Origin of the sequence: Methylobacterium phyllostachyos (assembly GCF_900103445.1) — a bacterium.
GTDB lineage: Bacteria > Pseudomonadota > Alphaproteobacteria > Rhizobiales > Beijerinckiaceae > Methylobacterium > Methylobacterium phyllostachyos.
On the sequence record NZ_FNHS01000008.1, the window covers coordinates 221679 to 238057 of the forward strand.

Annotated in this window: 17 protein-coding genes; 5 read left to right on the top strand and 12 right to left on the bottom strand. The window is 69.9% G+C overall.

Annotated elements, in window-relative coordinates:
- Positions 1-16: 16 nt before the first annotated feature.
- From BLQ49_RS14790 to BLQ49_RS14800, 3 genes are read right to left on the bottom strand one after another with little or no spacing between them, the layout of a single operon-like run.
- The gene (locus BLQ49_RS14790) at positions 17-937 is read right to left on the bottom strand and encodes an NAD-dependent epimerase/dehydratase family protein (RefSeq protein WP_091716864.1); all 921 of its coding nucleotides are present in this window, start codon (positions 935-937) and stop codon (positions 17-19) included.
- Positions 934-1980 (bottom strand): MraY family glycosyltransferase, encoded by a 1047-nt coding sequence (locus BLQ49_RS14795; protein WP_091716866.1) that lies wholly within the window; start codon positions 1978-1980, stop codon positions 934-936. Before BLQ49_RS14795 ends, BLQ49_RS14790 begins: the two co-directional genes overlap by 4 nt.
- A gap of 47 nt (positions 1981-2027) precedes the next feature.
- Positions 2028-4070 (bottom strand): protein meaA, encoded by a 2043-nt coding sequence (locus BLQ49_RS14800; RefSeq protein WP_091716868.1) that lies wholly within the window; start codon positions 4068-4070, stop codon positions 2028-2030.
- 450 nt (positions 4071-4520) lie between these two features.
- Between BLQ49_RS14800 and ccrA the strand changes: the two genes are divergently transcribed.
- Positions 4521-5807: a crotonyl-CoA carboxylase/reductase gene (gene ccrA / locus BLQ49_RS14805; RefSeq protein ID WP_091716870.1), complete on the top strand. Its 1287-nt coding sequence runs from the start codon at positions 4521-4523 to the stop codon at positions 5805-5807.
- A gap of 127 nt (positions 5808-5934) precedes the next feature.
- Positions 5935-6270 carry an alkylphosphonate utilization protein gene (locus tag BLQ49_RS14810; RefSeq protein ID WP_425284001.1) on the top strand — a complete coding sequence of 112 codons (336 nt, stop codon included), beginning with the start codon at positions 5935-5937 and terminating at the stop codon, positions 6268-6270.
- 21 nt (positions 6271-6291) lie between these two features.
- Here BLQ49_RS14810 and BLQ49_RS29710 read toward each other — a convergent pair whose 3' ends face one another.
- Positions 6292-6468: a hypothetical protein gene (locus tag BLQ49_RS29710; RefSeq protein WP_167627709.1), complete on the bottom strand. Its 177-nt coding sequence runs from the start codon at positions 6466-6468 to the stop codon at positions 6292-6294.
- Between the two features lie 197 nt (positions 6469-6665).
- Here BLQ49_RS29710 and BLQ49_RS14820 point away from each other — a divergent pair, with 197 nt between their 5' ends.
- Positions 6666-8081 (top strand): serine protease, encoded by a 1416-nt coding sequence (locus BLQ49_RS14820; RefSeq protein WP_425284002.1) that lies wholly within the window; start codon positions 6666-6668, stop codon positions 8079-8081.
- A 124-nt stretch (positions 8082-8205) separates the two neighbouring features.
- Here BLQ49_RS14820 and BLQ49_RS14825 read toward each other — a convergent pair whose 3' ends face one another.
- The 3 genes from BLQ49_RS14825 to BLQ49_RS14835 all read right to left on the bottom strand — a co-directional run bounded on the left by BLQ49_RS14825 (position 8206) and on the right by BLQ49_RS14835 (position 10290).
- Complete coding sequence (locus tag BLQ49_RS14825; RefSeq protein ID WP_091716874.1) at positions 8206-8361, bottom strand: DUF3309 domain-containing protein; 156 nt, start codon at positions 8359-8361, stop codon at positions 8206-8208.
- A gap of 121 nt (positions 8362-8482) precedes the next feature.
- Entirely contained in the window at positions 8483-9532 is a 1050-nt protein-coding gene (locus tag BLQ49_RS14830; protein WP_091716876.1) for a cysteine synthase A, read from the bottom strand.
- Positions 9533-9561: 29 nt separating this feature from the next.
- Positions 9562-10290, bottom strand: a complete 729-nt coding sequence (locus BLQ49_RS14835) for an FMN-dependent NADH-azoreductase (RefSeq protein WP_091716878.1) — start codon at positions 10288-10290, stop codon at positions 9562-9564.
- A gap of 107 nt (positions 10291-10397) precedes the next feature.
- On the opposite strand from BLQ49_RS14835, the gene BLQ49_RS14840 reads away from it, so the two are divergent.
- Complete coding sequence (locus tag BLQ49_RS14840; RefSeq protein WP_244507602.1) at positions 10398-11285, top strand: LysR substrate-binding domain-containing protein; 888 nt, start codon at positions 10398-10400, stop codon at positions 11283-11285.
- Positions 11286-11332: 47 nt separating this feature from the next.
- On the opposite strand, the gene BLQ49_RS14845 is transcribed toward BLQ49_RS14840, so the two are convergent.
- From BLQ49_RS14845 to BLQ49_RS14865, 5 genes are all read right to left on the bottom strand, one after another.
- Entirely contained in the window at positions 11333-12403 is a 1071-nt protein-coding gene (locus BLQ49_RS14845; RefSeq protein WP_244507603.1) for a sulfate/molybdate ABC transporter ATP-binding protein, read from the bottom strand.
- Positions 12375-13256 carry a sulfate ABC transporter permease subunit CysW gene (gene cysW, locus BLQ49_RS14850; protein WP_091716882.1) on the bottom strand — a complete coding sequence of 294 codons (882 nt, stop codon included), beginning with the start codon at positions 13254-13256 and terminating at the stop codon, positions 12375-12377. Before cysW ends, BLQ49_RS14845 begins: the two co-directional genes overlap by 29 nt.
- The gene (cysT, locus tag BLQ49_RS14855; RefSeq protein ID WP_091716884.1) at positions 13249-14115 is read right to left on the bottom strand and encodes a sulfate ABC transporter permease subunit CysT; all 867 of its coding nucleotides are present in this window, start codon (positions 14113-14115) and stop codon (positions 13249-13251) included. The genes cysW and cysT overlap by 8 nt, the downstream gene beginning before the upstream one ends.
- 10 nt (positions 14116-14125) lie before the next feature.
- Positions 14126-15136 (bottom strand): sulfate ABC transporter substrate-binding protein, encoded by a 1011-nt coding sequence (locus BLQ49_RS14860; protein ID WP_091716886.1) that lies wholly within the window; start codon positions 15134-15136, stop codon positions 14126-14128.
- A gap of 373 nt (positions 15137-15509) precedes the next feature.
- Complete coding sequence (locus BLQ49_RS14865) at positions 15510-15695, bottom strand: NepR family anti-sigma factor (RefSeq protein ID WP_091716888.1); 186 nt, start codon at positions 15693-15695, stop codon at positions 15510-15512.
- Positions 15696-15878: 183 nt separating this feature from the next.
- Here BLQ49_RS14865 and BLQ49_RS14870 point away from each other — a divergent pair, with 183 nt between their 5' ends.
- Positions 15879-16220: a hypothetical protein gene (locus BLQ49_RS14870; RefSeq protein WP_091716890.1), complete on the top strand. Its 342-nt coding sequence runs from the start codon at positions 15879-15881 to the stop codon at positions 16218-16220.
- Positions 16221-16379: the final 159 nt, after the last annotated feature.

Genomic DNA, 16379 nt, shown 5'->3' on the forward strand with positions numbered 1-16379 from the left:
TGGAATCCCGGGATCTTCAGCCGCCCGCCCGTGCCAGCCGCGCCAGCCCATCCCGGGTCGAGCCCGCCGGTTGCCAGCCCAGACCGGCCAGGCCGTCGGCGCGGGCCACCAGCCCCTCGGCGATGCGAGCGAATTGTTCATCTCGGCCGGTCATCCGGCAGGCCAGCTTGAGGAGGCCGGCCGGCACTGGGACGAGCCCGGGGCCACGCCCGAGGCCCACACGGAGCGCCGCGATCATCTCGGGCAGGCTGAGCGGATCCGGATCGGCCGCGATCAGGGCCGCCTGCACGGGGCTGGGCGCCCGCAGGACCGTGTCGACGGCCCCCGACAGGCTCTCCAAGGAGATTAGCGAGCGCCGGGCCGCGAGGCTGCCGAGCGGCAGCCAGTAGGGGCTGCGGGCGAGCCGCAGGAGCGCGGCCATGTTGCCCTTCACGCCCGCGCCGTAGACGAGGACCGGGCGCAGGGCGGCCCAGTCGAGACCGGTCTCGGCCAGTGCCCGCTCGGCCTCCAGCTTGGAGCGGCCGTAGGCGTCGGTGGGTGCTGCGGGATCGCCCTCCCCGACCACGTTCGGTGCGCTCGGGCCAACCTGGGCGCGGATCGAGGACAGGAACACGAACCGGCGCACCTTTGCGCGCGCCGCCGCCTCCGCGAGCTTGCGCGTCGCCTCGGTGTTGAGCGTGCGGTAATCGTCCTCCGGGGCGCCCGACATGGCGTGCGCGAGGCCCGCCGAATGCACCACCGCGTCGACGCCGGCGAGCGCCGCGGCCATGTTGATCGGGCGCGTCAGGTCACCCACCACGGCGCTCGCGGCGCCCTCCGGCAGGGCGGTCGGCCGGCGCAGCAGCACCCGCACCCGGTAGCCGCGGGCGGTGAGGTCGGCGAGCAGATGGCGGCCGATGAAGCCGGTCGCCCCGGTGAGCGCGATCAGTCCGGTCACGGGTGGGCGGCACCTTCGGAGGCCGGCGCCGGAGCGCGGGCGAAGCGGCGGAGCAGGGCCGCGACCAGGGCGAGCCCGGCCGCAAGTGCCGCGAGGGTGACCGGCCAGGACGGCCAAAACAAGGTCGCGGCTGCGAGCGCCGCGAGCGCGAGATTGATCGCGAAGACCCGCCCCACCACGCCCGGGACGCTGAGGCCGTTCACGGTGGCCTGCTGGTAGAAGTGGCTCCGGTGCGCCTCCCAGATCCGCTCCCTCCGGCGGGCCCGGGCGGCGAGCGTCAGGCTGGCATCGGCGAGAAAGATGAGCGGCAGCAACAGGGCCGCCGCGAGACCGCCCGCCGAGTCGTTCGCCACGGCGAGATGCCAGAGCAGCCACGCGGTGACGAGCCCGATCGGCAGCGCACCGACATCCCCGAGGAAGAGTTTTGCCACCGGCCGGTTGAACGGCGCGAAGCCCAGTAGCGCACCCAGCAGACAGGCCGCCATCAAAGTCGGCAGCGGCGGCAGGAGACCGGCGAGGCCGAACAGCAGCAGCGCGCCGGAGACCGGGACGAACTCCGCCACGATCATCCAGTCGAGCCCGTCCATGAAGTTCGTCAGGTTCACGAACCACAGGCCTGCGACGAGGGCGAGGCCGCGTTCGAGCCCGAGGGGCAGATCGGACAGCAGCCTTCCGTCCAGGTGCCAGACCAGCAGGCCGACTGCGACGGCCTGCGCGACGAGCCGAAGGCCGGCCGGCAGCGGACGCACGTCGTCCACGGCCCCCAGGACCGCCAGGGCGAGGGTGCAGCCGGCCAGCCAGATCCAGTCGGGCCGGCCGCCGATCTCCGGCGCCGCGATCAGCAGGCCCGAGATCGTGACCAGCGCGGTCACCACGGCGATCCCACCCCCCTGCGGCGTCGGCACGGTGTGGCTGGAGCGGGCGTTCGGCCGCGCCAGGGCGTAGCGCTGCAGCAGCGGGAACAGGCGCAGGATCAGCCCGGCCGAGAGGGCAGCGGCCAGAGGGACGGCGAGGAGGAGGATCGTGGGCAGGGCGGACGGCATGGCGCCGTCCTACGCGATCCCGGACGCGACCGTGAGAGGGCGGCGCCTCAGTAGACCTGGGCCTCGGCGCGCGGCTTGTTCGATGGGCTGTCCCGCCGCTCCAGGCTCGTCTCGACCACCTTGGCCAGCCCGACCATGATCTGGTCGATGGCGTAATCCTTCGGTGTGTAGACGGCGCGCACGCCCATGTTCTTGAGGACCAACTCGTCCTCCGGCGAGATGATGCCGCCGACCACCACCGGGATGTGATCGAGCCCCGCCTCGCGCATCTTGGCCCGGACCTCGCGCACCAGCGGCACGTGGCTCCCCGACAGGATCGACAGGCCGACCACGTGGGCGCCGGTCTCCTTCGCCTTGGCGACGATCTCGGCCGGCGTCTGGCGGATGCCGTCGTAGGTGACGTCGAAGCCGACATCCCGGGCGCGCAAAGCGATCTGCTCGGCGCCGTTGGAATGCCCGTCGAGGCCGGGCTTGCCGACCACGAGCTTCGGCGTCTCGCCGAGCCGCTCGCCGAGGTCGGCGATCAGGAGCTTGGCCTCCTCGGCGGCGCCGGACGAGACCGTCTCGAGGGTCACGCCCGTGGGCGCCCGGTACTCGCCGAACACCGCCCGCAAGCGCGCGCCCCACTCGCCGGTGGTGACGCCGGCCTTTGCGGCCTCGATCGAGGGCGGCATGATGTTGGCGCCCGAGCGCGCCGCCTGCTCCAGGGCGTCGAGGGCCTGTTCCACCGCCCGCGCGTCGCGGCGGCCGCGCCATTCGCGGATGCGGCCCTGCGCCTCCATCTCGACGGTCTCGGAAACGGAGAAGATCGCCCCCTCCCCGGCGGTGAGCGGCGAGGGCTCGCCCTGCTGCCACTTGTTGACGCCGACCACGATCTGCTCGCCGGCCTCGATGGCCGAGATCCGGCGGGCGTTCGATTCCACCAGCGCGCGCTTCAGCGCCCCGGTCTCCACCGCCGCGACCGCGCCGCCGATGCCGCCGATCCGCTCCAGCTCGGCCCGGGTCTCGACCTTCAGCGCCTCGACCTTGGCCTCGATCACGTGGCTGCCGTCGAAGATGTCGTCGTATTCGAGAAGGTCGGTCTCGAAGGCCAGGATCTGCTGCATCCGCATGGACCATTGCTGGTCCCAGGGCCGCGGCAGGCCTAGGGCCTCGTTCCAGGCCGGCAACTGCACGGCGCGGGCGCGGGCGCGCTTCGAGAGCGTCACCGCCAGCATCTCGATCAGGATGCGGTGGACGTTGTTCTCGGGCTGCTGCTCGGTGAGCCCCAGGGAGTTCACCTGCACGCCGTAGCGGAAGATGCGCTTCTTCGGGTCGTCGATGCCGTAGCGCTCCTGGGCGATCTCGTCCCAGAGTTCCGAGAACGCCCGCATCTTGCAGATCTCGGTGACGAACCGCAGCCCCGCATTCACGAAGAACGAGATCCGCCCGAACACCTCGGGGAAGCTCGCGGCGTCGAATTCGGGATCGTCCCGCACCGTGTCGAGCACCGCGATCGCGATGGCCAGCGCGTAGGACAGCTCCTGGACCGGCGTCGCCCCCGCCTCCTGCAGATGGTAGGAGCAGACGTTCATCGGGTTCCACTTCGGGACGTTCTTCGTGGTGAAGAGGATCACGTCCTTGGTGAGCCGGAGCGACGGCGCGGGCGGGAACACGTAGGTGCCGCGCGACAGGTACTCCTTGATGATGTCGTTCTGGGTCGTGCCCTGGAGGGCGGCGAGCGGCGCGCCCTGCTCCTCGGCCACCGCCAGATAGAGCGCCAGCAGCCAGGGGGCCGTGGCGTTGATCGTCATGGAGGTGTTCATCTGGGCGAGCGGGATGTCCTGGAACAGGGTCCGCATGTCGCCGAGATGCGCGATCGAGACGCCGACCTTGCCGACCTCGCCGCGCGCCAATTCATGGTCGGGGTCGTAACCGGTCTGGGTCGGCAGATCGAAGGCCACCGACAGGCCGGTCTGGCCCTTGGCGAGGTTGCCGCGATAGAGCTTGTTCGACTCCGCCGCGGTGGAGTGGCCCGCATAGGTGCGGATGATCCAGGGCTTGTCGCGGCTGGACTTGTCGACGCCGGTCTCCGCGATACGCGCGCCCATCCTCGCCTCCGTTTGATCTTTCTATCCGCGCCTGAGGCGCAGCCTTGCCGGCACCGTAGCGAAGGCTTGGGCACGCGTCATCCGCGACGGAAGTGCAAGACGCCCCCGCGGAAGGCCGTGGGGCTTTAAAAAACTTCTGCGCCTGGACAGCGGGATTTGAGGGCCCCGACCGGGGAGCGACCGATCGCTGGTATGAAGTCTACCTGGAGGGTGGCCGCAGCGTCGCGCAAGGTCTCGCGGCTGCTGCCGGCCCCGGGCGCGCGGAATAATACTTGGTCTCCCCGAAAGCCGAATTTGAATACGTGGGTGCCGCCCCTGTGCCGACGGCTTCTTTACGACGAAAAGCTCTGGGTTTGGACTTTCGACCCACTTGGAGGCCTTTCGCATCGCCGCTATAGCGCGAGGGAGAACCGCGGCCGTGAGCAACACGCGGGACGAGAGGAGAGCGAGATGGCGGCGAGCGCTGCGGTCAGTCCGACGGGCGGGGAGGTCAAGGACCTCTACGAGATGGGTGAGATCCCGCCGCTCGGTCACGTGCCGGCCAAGATGTATGCCTGGGCGATCCGGCGCGAGCGCCACGGGCCCCCGGAGCAGTCCCACCAGCTCGAAGTGCTGCCGGTCTGGGAGATCGGCGACGACGAGGTGCTGGTCTACGTCATGGCCGCCGGCGTCAACTATAACGGCGTCTGGGCCGGCCTCGGCGAGCCGATCTCGCCCTTCGACGTCCACAAGGGCGAGTACCACATCGCGGGCTCCGACGCCTCCGGCATCGTCTGGAAGGTCGGTGCCAAGGTGAAGCGCTGGAAGGTCGGCGATGAGGTCATCGTCCACTGCAACCAGGACGATGGCGACGACGAGGAGTGCAACGGCGGCGACCCGATGTTCTCGCCAACGCAGCGGATCTGGGGCTACGAGACCGGGGACGGCTCCTTTGCGCAGTTCTGCCGGGTGCAGTCACGCCAGCTGATGCACCGGCCGAAGCACCTCACCTGGGAGGAGGCCGCCTGCTACACGCTGACTCTCGCCACCGCCTACCGCATGCTGTTCGGCCATGCCCCGCACACGGTCCGGCCGGGCCAGAACGTGCTGATCTGGGGTGCTTCGGGCGGTCTCGGCGTGTTCGGCGTCCAGCTCTGTGCGGCCTCGGGCGCCAACGCGATCGCGGTGATCTCGGACGAGTCGAAGCGCGACTACGTGATGAGCCTCGGCGCCAAGGGCGTCATCAACCGCAAGGATTTCGACTGCTGGGGCCAGTTGCCGAAGGTGAACAGCCCCGAGTTCCACGCCTGGACCAAGGAAGCGCGGAAGTTCGGCAAGGCGATCTGGGACATCACCGGCAAGCAGGATGTCGACATCGTGTTCGAGCATCCGGGCGAGGCGACCTTCCCGGTCTCGGCGCTGGTGGTGAAGCGCGGCGGCATGGTGGTGTTCTGCGCCGGCACGACCGGCTTCAACATCACCTTCGACGCCCGCTACGTCTGGATGCGGCAGAAGCGGATCCAGGGCTCGCACTTCGCCCACCTCAAGCAGGCATCCTCGGCCAACCAGTTCGTGCTCGACCGGCGGATCGACCCATGCATGAGCGAGGTCTTCCCCTGGGACAAGATCCCCCAGGCCCACACCAAGATGTGGAAGAACCAGCACCCGCCGGGCAACATGGCCTGCTTGGTCAACTCGCCCCGCGCCGGGCTGCGGACCGTCGAGGACGTGATCGAGGCCGGGCCGCTCAAGCGGTAAAGACCCCTCCCCGGCCCCGCCGCCCTCGCGCGGGGCCGGCCCGATCGGCTAAGCTCATCCGTCCCCCGCCGAATCGATTGTCGGTTCGGTGAGGCGGGATGTGCGGATGCGGGCCTGAGAGATCCTGATGGACCCGGCCCGATCCGAACCGGGGGTTTGGGATTTGACGGGCGACGACGAAACTTACGTGTACGACGAGGCCACCGGCGAGTGGCTTCCGCCCGGTCAGGCAGCCGCGGCGCCGGCCCGGGCCGAGGTCCGCGACGCGTCGGGCAACCTCCTCGCCGACGGCGATTCGGTGACGCTGATCAAGGACCTGAAGGTCAAGGGTGCGAACCAGACCCTGAAGCAGGGCACGGTCATCCGGTCGATCCGCCTGACGGACGATCCCGAGGAGATCGACTGCCGCCACGACACCATCAAGGGCTTGGTCCTGCGCACGGAATTCGTGCGCAAGCGCTGATCCCGGGCCGCGCTGCCCCTTCTACCGCCGCCGTGATTCGTCCTGCGGCAGGTGGCGGCCATAGGCCTCCTGCTTCTCGGCACGCTCCCGGATCAGGTCGGCATAGGCCTGCCGCATCTCGGGGGAGACGCTGACGCTCTTGCCCTTGGCGGGCTTGCGCTTGGGCGCCTTCTTGAAGGTGTTGTTCGTGTCGGTCATGCCGGGCTCCGCGTCGAACCGTGGCGGCATCGCGCGGCCGGAGGGCCGACGGGCTTGTCCGGCCGCCGCCCCGGTCCGGACCTCCGCCCTGTAGCGCATCGCGGTGGCGGGCGCACGACGGCCTGATAGCGCGCCGACGGTCTGGCCCACCCGAAACGCCTCTGCCAGGATCGGAGCGATTCGGATCGGGGACGGTCATGGGGTCGGATGTGACGCGGTGGGGCCGAGTTCCGGAATCAACGGGGGTGCACCGCGGGCCCGCATGGCTGCTGCTCGCGATGGTGCTCGCCTGCGGATCCGCCGGCGCGCAGGACCGGCCGGGGCCGCCCCGGGTGGGGCCAAAGGCGCCGAACGCCGGAATGCCGGCCGATCCGGCCTTCGAGGCCGCCAAGGCGACGTTCGAGGCCCTGCCGGAGGCGGACCGCAAGGCGATCCAGGAGGCCCTGGTCTGGACCGGCGATTTCAACGCCGTGATCTCGGGTGGGTTCGGGCGCCGGACCTTCGAGGCGCTGAACGCCTACCGAGCCCGCGCCGGCGGGGCCGAGCCCCTCGATCCGCGCGGGCGGGTGGCTCTGCTGGCGGCCGGCGCGGCAGCCCGGACGGCGGCCCGCTTCCGGGTCGCCGTGGATCCCGGCAGCGGCGCCGTGATCGGCGTGCCCGAGCGCCTGCTGGCGAAGCGCACCACCCTCCCCTCCGGTACCCGCTGGCAGAGCCAGGACGGCCGCGTGACCCTGGAAACCCGCGCCTACGCGCCGGGGGCCGAGACGCTCGATACCCTGTTCGGGAAGGCCACCGCGCCGCTGCCGAACCGTAAGGTCACGTACAAGCTGCGGCGGCCGGATGCCGTGGTGGTGACCGCCGAGACCGGGACCGGCCGATCCTATGTCCGCTACGCCGCCGGGCCACAGGGTGTGCGCGGTTTCCTGTTCGGCTACGATCAGGCTCTCGCGCCCGAGGTCGACCGCCTCGTGATCGCGGTGGCGAATGCCTTCGTGCCGTTCCCGGAACCGTCAGCTCGGCCGAAAAACACGGCCGCGATCCGGCCGACTCCCGACAGGCCCGAGACCGGCCCAGACCCTGCCGCCGCGGGCGCCGGCCTCACGGTGGCGCCGGGCCGGGTGCTCACGGCTTCCGCAGTGCTGGACGAGTGTCCCGCACCCCACATCGGTTCGGCGCCGGCCCGGAAGCTCGGCGACGATCCGTCCGGTCTCGCGCTGCTCGACGCGCCCGGGGCCCCCGGGCCGGTCCGGCCGGCATCGCGTGTGGAGCCGGTCGGCGCCGAGGACAACCTCATCGCCCTGGCGCCGAGCCCCGACGGGGTCGTGGCGGCCCCCGGCACTGCAGTCGCGGGCGACGTCATCGCGGCGCTCCAGCCGGGCTCGGCCGGCGCGCCGGTGCTCGACCGGTCCGGGCACCTCGTCGGGCTGGTGGCCCGCTATCCGGCGGCGCCGCGACGGGTCGCCGGAATCGTGCCGCCCGCGCGCCTGCCGCTGGTACCGGTGCGGGCGATCACAGCCTTCCTGGCGGCTCACGGCATCACCGAGCCGCAAGCGCAGCGGGATGGCGGCCCCGGCGTGGTCGTCCCTGCCCTGGTGGCGATCACCTGCCGGTAGGACCGCGTCCCGAGGAGCGTTGCCGGGGCGCGGATCGGCATCGAGGCCGAGCCCGCCCCTTGGCGGGCGGGCACGGCACTCACGTCTCGACGGGATGCGCCCCTGTGCCGAGCCGGAACCGGGATTACAGCCGGCCGGTGACCAGCAGAACGATCAGCACGATGAGCAGGATGCCGCCCAGGCCGAAGCCGGGTCCCCGGTAGGCGCCGCCGCCCAGGAAGCCGCCGCCGCCGAAGGCCAGGATGATGAGGATGATGAGGATGATGGTAACGAGGGACATCTGGCGAGCACTCCGAACGGTCGCGCTGGTGCGAGCGTGACCGTTCAAACGCTGCGACAATCCGTTCCGTTCAATGTCCGCCCAGGGTTTTCTTAGAAAAGTGCGGATGACCCCCGGCCGATCAGGCGTGCCAGTCCGGCAACGGGTCAGCCGGCGCCTCAAGCCAGCCCGGCACCGGCAGGCCGCGCTCCGTGAGGAAGGCCGGGTTGAACAGCTTCGAGGCGTAGCGCGCCGCCCCGTCGCACAGGATCGTCACGATGGTGTGGCCCGGCCCGAGTTCCCGGGCCAGCCGGATCGCCCCGGCGACGTTGATCCCCGACGAGCCGCCGAGCGACAGCCCCTCCTCCCGCATCAGGCCGAAGACGAGGTCGAGGGCCTCGCGGTCCGGGATGCGGAAGGCGTGATCCGGGGTGAAGCCGTCGAGATTCTTGGTGATCCGCCCCTGGCCGATCCCCTCGGTGATGGAGGATCCCTCGGCTTTCAGGGTGCCGGTGGTGTAGTGCGCGTAGAGCGCTGAGCCCTCCGGGTCCGAGAGCGCGATCGTCACCTGCGGATTGCGGGCGCGCAGGGCCTCGGCGGTGCCAGCCAGCGTGCCGCCGGTCCCGGCCGCGCAGACGAAGCCGTCGACCCGGCCGCCGGTCTGGTCCCAGATCTCGGGGCCGGTGCCTTCGATATGCGCCTGCCGGTTGGCGACGTTGTCGAACTGGTCGGCGAAGAAGGCGCCCGCCGGCTCCGTGGCGGCGAGCTTTTCGGCGAGCCGCCGGGCCACGTGGACGTAGTTGTTCGGGTTGGCGAAGGGCACGGCCGGCACCTCGACGAGGCGCGCGCCCGCGAGCCGCAGGGTCTGCTTCTTCTCCTCGGACTGCGTGACCGGGATGACGATCAGCGTCCGGTAGCCGCGCACGGAGGCCACCAGTGCGAGGCCGATGCCGGTATTGCCGGCGGTGCCCTCCACGATGGTGCCGCCCGGCCGGATCAGGCCCTTGGCCTCGGCATCCCGCACGATCGAGAGTGCCGCGCGGTCCTTCACCGACAGGCCGGGATTGAGGAACTCGGCCTTGCCGTAGATGGCGCAACCGGTCTCCTCGGAGGCCCGGCGCAGGCGGATCAGCGGTGTCTGGCCGATGGCGGCGAGGACATCGGGGGCGGGTTCGCGACTCGGTGTAGTCATGAGCGCGAGCGTATGAGAAGCCGCCGGATTCAGGAAGACGGTTCCGGGGCCGCCGCGGCAGCTCTCCAGTCTCCAAGATCAGCGCTCAGCCGCTCCACCAACCGATCGACGGCCTCCTCCGCCCGCGCGATGGAGGCGCTCAGCCGCGCATCGGCGAACTCGTCGTACTCGACGGCCACGGTGTCACTGTCGGCGAGCCCGATATAGGCGAGCGGCACCGTCAAACCGGCCTCGACAAGGTTGATGGCGGCGAGGCGGCCGCCCGGATCGTAGCCGAAATCGCCCCGAGCCGTCAGGATGACCAGCCGCTTGCCCGGCGCCAGAAGCGGCCAGTAGGGCTCGCCCGCACGCGCCCGATCGAAGCCGAAGGTCACGCCGACCCGCACGATGTTGTCGATCCACGCTTTGAGCGGGGCCGGCAGGCCGAAATTGTACATCGGCGCGCCGATGACGAGAAGATCGGCCGCCATCAACTCGGCGATCAACTGGTCGCTCTCCGCCAGCACCGCGCGCTGCGCGTCGTCACGCTGGTCCGGCGGGCAGAACGCCGCGGCGATCCAGGCCGCCGAGACCGGGCTCGGCGGCGCGGCTCCGACGTCCCGGTAAGTCACCACATCTCTGGGCCGGAGGGCGGACCAGCGGTCGACGAACCGGCGGCTCAGCCGCCGCGTGTGCGAGCCGTGCCGGTCGCGGCCGGAGAGACCCGGGCGGGCGCTGGAATCGATATGCAGGAGGCGCAGGGGCGCGGGGAGTGACATAGGGAAGTCAGCCTCGTCGGCTCTGTTGCTGGCGACCGGACCATCGTCCATCAAAGCCCTGCTGACGAACGCGAATTGCTCACCCGATGGCTGAGATTCCTTCATCCATGCGCCGCCGCCGGCTGCCGCCCCTGGCGGCCCTGAGGGCCTTCGAGGCGGCCGCGCGCCATCTCAGCTTCCGCCGGGCCGCCGCCGAACTCGGGGTGACGCCGACCGCGATCAGCCACCAGATCCGGCTTCTCGAAGCGAGCCTGGGCCTGGCCCTGTTCGTCCGCGAGGTCCGGCGCGTCGCCCTGACCGCGGCCGGCCAGCGACTCTACCCGGCCCTGCGGGACGGCTTCGACGCCTTTGAACGCGGCCTCGCCGACGTGTCCCGGCAGACGGGACGCAAGGCGGTGACGCTGACCGCCACGACCCTGTTCACGGCGCGCCGGCTGCTACCGGCGCTGGGTGCGTTCCGCGCGCAGCATCCGAGCTTCGATCTGCGGCTGCACGCTTCGGACGATCTGGTCGATCTCGCCGCGGGCCTAGCCGATATCGCGGTCCGCTACGGATCCGGACCCTTCGCCGGATTGGTCACCGAGCCGCTCCTGTCCGAGCGGTTCGGCGTCCTGTGCAATCCGAGCCTCGGCCTATCTGCCCACGAGGATCTGAAACGGGTCCCACTCCTGCACGTCGAGTGGAAACGGCCCGACATGGCACCGGACTGGCGCCGATGGGCACGCTTGGCCGGCCTCACCGCCCTGGCGGTCGATGCGGGGCCGCGTCTCACGGATGACGGATACGCGCTTCAGGCCGCCGTCGCCGGTCATGGCGTGGTCGTTGCCAGCCTCGTGCTCGCGAAGCCCGAACTCGAGGCCGGCCTCCTCGTCCATCCGTTCGGACCGGAGATCGCGGGCGAGGCGTACCACGTGGTCGCGACGCCCGAGAACATGGCGGGCGCCGACGTGATTGCCGTTCGGGATTGGCTCAGGGCCGTCGTTCGCGGAGCGTAGGTCTCGACAAGGCGAACCCGTCGCCTGCAAGGCTCCCCGGGCGAGCCTCACCCGAACACATGCCCCCCATTGATCCGCAGCCCCACCGGGTGCCCGGCCGCGTAACGGACGCCGTCGGAATCCTCCACGGCCAGCAGGCGGCCCTCGGCATCGGCCACCTCGATCCGCTGGCGCCCCTGCGTCCGGTAGGAGCTGCGCACGGTGCCGGACAGGTGCGCCGATTCAGGCTCGGCGAGCTGCAGCTGCCACGGCCGCACATAGAGCTTGACCGGACCGATGGTGCCGGCCGGCGCCACCACCGGCGTCTCCCTCCCGCGCACCAGCACCCGGCCGCCCTCGGCGATCGCCTCGACCTCGACGGAATCGCCCAGAAACTTCATCACGGTGGCGGAGGCCGGGTTCTCCTGCACCTCGTCCGGCGTGCCGACCTGTTCCAGCCGGCCGCGGTCGAGCACCGCCACGCGGTCGGATAGCTCCAGCGCCTCGTCCTGGTCGTGGGTCACGAAGATCGTGGTCTGGCCGGTGCGGTCGTGGATCTCGCGCAGCCAGCGGCGCAGGTCTTTTCGGACCTGGGCGTCGAGGGCGCCGAAGGGCTCGTCGAGCAACAGCACCCGCGGCTCCACCGCGAGCGCCCGGGCGAGCGCGACGCGCTGGCGCTGGCCGCCGGAGAGCTGGGACGGGTAGCGGTCGCCGAAACCCGAGAGCCGGATTAGGTCGAGCAGGTCGCCGACCCGGCGCTTGATCTCGGCCTTGGCCGGACGGTCGGCGCGGCGGCGCGCGTTCAGCCCGTAGGCGATGTTGTCGGCCACGCTCATATGCTTGAACAGGGCGTAGTGCTGGAACACGAAGCCCACCGCCCGCTCCTGCACAGCGAGCCCGGTGGCGTCGTCATCCCCGAACAGGATCCGGCCCCGGTCCGGCGCGTCGAGCCCGGCGATGATGCGCAGCAGCGTCGTCTTGCCGGAGCCCGAGGGACCCAGCAGCCCAATCAGCTCGCCCGCCCGGACGTCGAGGGACAGGTCGTGCAGCACCGCCGCCGTGTCGAAGGTCTTCGAGACGTCCTCGACCCGGATCGCCGTGGACGGGCGATCAGTGCGCCCGGCCGTGCGCGAGCTCACCGGCGAAGCGCCATTCGAGGAAGGATTTGAGGACGAGGGTGATGAGGGCGAGGGCGGCAAGGAGCGAAGCGACGGCGAATGCGGCGACGAAGTTGTACTCATTGTAGAGGATCTCCACGTGGAGTGGGATAGTGTTGGTCAGGCCGCGGATGTGGCCCGACACCACCGACACCGCTCCGAATTCGCCCATCGCCCGGGCATTGCAGAGGAGCACGCTGTAGAGCAGGCCCCAGCGGATATTGGGCAGCGTCACCGTTCGGAACGCGTGCAGGCCCGAGGCGCCGAGCGTCAGCGCCGCCTCCTCCTCGGCGGTGCCCTGCTCCTGCATCAGCGGGATCAACTCGCGAGCGACGAACGGGAAGGTGACGAACACCGTCGCGAGCACGATGCCCGGCAGCGCGAACAGGATCTGGATGCCGTGATCGATCAGCCAGGAGCCGAACAGGCCCTGGGATCCGAACAGCAGCACGTAGATCATCCCCGAGACCACCGGCGAGACCGAGAACGGCAGGTCGATCAAGGTGATCAGGAGCGACTTGCCGGGGAACTCGAACTTGGCGATCGCCCAGGAGGCGGCCAGCCCGAACACCACGTTGAACGGCACCGCGATCGCCGCCACGGTCAGGGTCAGGCGGATCGCGCTCCAGGCGTCGGGCTCGCGGAACGCGTCCAGGAAGGCGCCGATCCCCTTCGAGAGGGCCTGCGTGAACACTGCGAAGAGTGGCAGCACCAGGAACAAAGCCAGGAACGCCACCGCGATCCCGATGAGGACCGCACGCGTGATGGCGCCCTCGGAGGCGACCTGGGCCGGCTTGGTGGCCGGCACAGCGACCGGGGAGAAGATCTCAGACATAGCCGAACCGCCGCCGTGACCAGGCCTGGATGAGGTTGATGGCGAGCAGCGTCAGGAACGAGATCCCGAGCATGATCGTCGCGATGGCCGCCGCACCGCCATAGTCGAACTCGGAGAGCTTGATGACGATCAGCAGCGGCGCGATTTCCGACACGTAAGGCAGGTTGCCGGCGATGAAGATGATCGAGCCGTACTCGCCGACCCCCCGGGCGAAGGCGAGGGCGAAGCCGGTGAGCACTGCGGGAATCAGCGGCGGCAGCACCACCTTGGTGAGGGTGGCGAGCCGCGTGGCACCCAGCGTCGCGGAGGCCTCCTCGATCTCCTTGTCGATCTCGGCGATCAGCGGCTGCACGGTCCGCACCGCGAAGGGCAGGCCGATGAACACCATGGCGATGAAGATGCCGACCGGCGTGTAGGCCGCCTGGATGCCGAGCCGGGCGAGGGCTGAGCCGAGCAGGCCGTCCGGCGCGTAGAGCGAGGCGAGCGCGATGCCGGCCACCGCGGTCGGCAGGGCGAAGGGCAGGTCGACGGCCGCATCGACGAGCTTGCGGCCCGGGAAGCGGTAGCGGGTCAGCACCCAGGCCACCAGGAAGCCGAAGGCCGAGGCCACCAGCGCCGCGAGCGCCGAGACGCCGAAGCTGATCCGCAGGGCGCTCGCCACCCGCGGATCGGTGGCGACCTCCCAGATTCCCGAAAGCCCGAGACCCGAGGCCTTCACCACGAGGCCAGCGAGCGGCAGCAGGACGATCAGGCCGAGGCAGGTCAGCGTGTAGCCGAAGCTGATCCCGAAACCGGGGATCACGCTCGGCCGGCGGAAGCTGCGCAGAAGGGGCGACTTGGGACGGGGCGTCTCGACCATGGTGCGAGTCTCAGCGGCCAGCCCGGCTCAACCGGTCGAACAGGCCGCCGGCGTCGAAGTTCCGCTTCTGGATCTCGTCCCAGGAGCCCTGCAGATCCTCGATCTTGAACAGCTTGATCTCGGGGAGCTGCGCAAGGTCGGCCTGCGCCGCCGCCTCGCGCTTGATCGGCCGGTAATGGTGCTTGGCGAAGATCGCCTGTGCGCGGTCGGTGTAGAGGAAGTCGAGATAGGCCTGCGCGGCCTTCGTCGTCCCCTTACGCTCGGCATTGGCCGCCACGAGGGCCACCGGCGGTTCGGCGTAGATCGAGCTCGGCGGCGAGACGATGTCGAACTTGTCCGCGCCGAATTCCTGGAGGACCAGGTAGGCCTCGTTCTCCCAGGTGGGCAGCACGTCGCCGAGCCCGCGCTGCGCGAAGGTCACGGTGGAGCCGCGGGCGCCCGTGTCGAGCACCGGCACGTTCTTGTAGACCTGCCCCACGAAGGCGTCGGCCTTGGCGGCATCCTTGTCCTGATTGTAGGCGTAGCCCCAGGCGGCGAGGAAGTTCCAGCGCCCGCCCGCCGAGGTCTTCGGATTCGGGGTGATGACCTTCACGTCGGGCTTCACGAGGTCGGCCCAGTCCTTGACGCCCTTCGGGTTGCCCTTGCGGACGAGGAACACCACCGTCGAGGTGTAGGGTGTCGCCGTGTTCGGCAGCTTGCTGCGCCAATCCTCCGGGATCTTGTGCGTGAGCTTGGCGATCGCATCGATGTCGGAGGGGATGCCGAGTGTCACGACGTCGGCGTCGACCCCGTCGATCACCGTGCGCGCCTGCGCGCCCGATCCACCGTGCGAGGCCCGCACCGTGATCGCCTCGCCGGTCTTGGCCTTCCACTCCTCCGCGAAGGCGGCGTTGATGTCCCGATAGAGTTCGCGCGTCGGATCGTAGGAGACGTTGAGGAGCGCGGTCTCGGCCGCGGCCGGCAGGGCGCAAGCCAGAAGACCGGCGCCCACCCACAGGGACAGCCCGACCGCACGGACCATCCGGCCCCGTCCTGCAGCACTCGTCATCACGTGCGATCCCCGGCCATTCGCGCTTGCGCGACGCAGGGTGAAGCCCCGGCGTATCTTGGAAATCGTTCTTTTTAACGAACGAAGTCAAGCCGTGGACGAAGCGTTGCCCGGCTTTTCGACAGCGACTAGATCGGCGGACGCAGCGGAAAAGCAAGCGGTGTCAGGGGCGTAGAGAGCCGGAATGTATGGATCTTCTCCCCGGTGCGCTGTCCGGAGAAGAAAATCAGCCTCTTGGGCGGTTTCGCAGAACGAACGATCTTCTGTGTGCTGGCGCACATGAGCGCGGCGATCGACATCGCGCGTCCGGCCGTTCAGCGCCGCGATCAAGCGGTTGCGCGGCCGATCAGCGTTTCGTCTTGTCGAGTTGTGCGATGAGGGCTTCGAGCCGCGCGTTGACCGGGGCCTCGAGCGAATCGGCGTATTGCGCGCGCAGGTTCTGGCCGAGATGACGGCGAATCCCGGCGGGCAGGTTCGGCGCCTCGGCGGCCGGCTGCTGCGGGGTCGCTCGCTCAGGATGCGGCTTCGACATGATAATGGCATCCTCAGCAGCGGCCGGACTTGAGAGTGGCTCGGCTTGGTTAAGGACTCGTCACCACGTCCCTGACGGCGCGGCCTGCCGGACCCGCCGCGCCGGGGCTGTCGCGGGGCGGAACTGGCAACCGCAGGGATACGTTGCCCGCCTTTGAGACAACCCTTCCGCCCGGAGCCTGCCGTGTCCCGCCCGATCCCCTTGACGATGTTGGTGTTGCTCGCGTCCGCCCTGGCGAGCTCACCGAGCCTCGCTCAGACGAAGCCGGGTGAGATCAAGGGTGTCGACGCGATGGGCGATAAATCCCGGAGTGCCCAGGATGGCTGGAGTCAAGCTCCGGTTCCGCGGGAACAGTCGGCGGCCAAGGATGCGCCGAATCCCGGCGGCCAGTCGATCAAGGAGAATGCCGACCGTCCGGTGCCTAATGCGAACACCGGCGGCTCGTCCGCGACCGAGCCTCAGGCGCCCCTCGATCACCGTACGGCAAGCCCATCCGGGACGAATCCGGCGGCGCCGAGCAAGTAAAAAAGTCATTTCCTAAAAGGATGATAACACGTCGGGCGAACGTACTGCGTCGCCCGCAACACCGTATCCAACGTGTCACGTCTGTGTCACGCAACCGCACTTGCCTCGCGCACGCTTTTTTGGGACACCCTGGAATTATACCAGATCTCTTTATGGAGC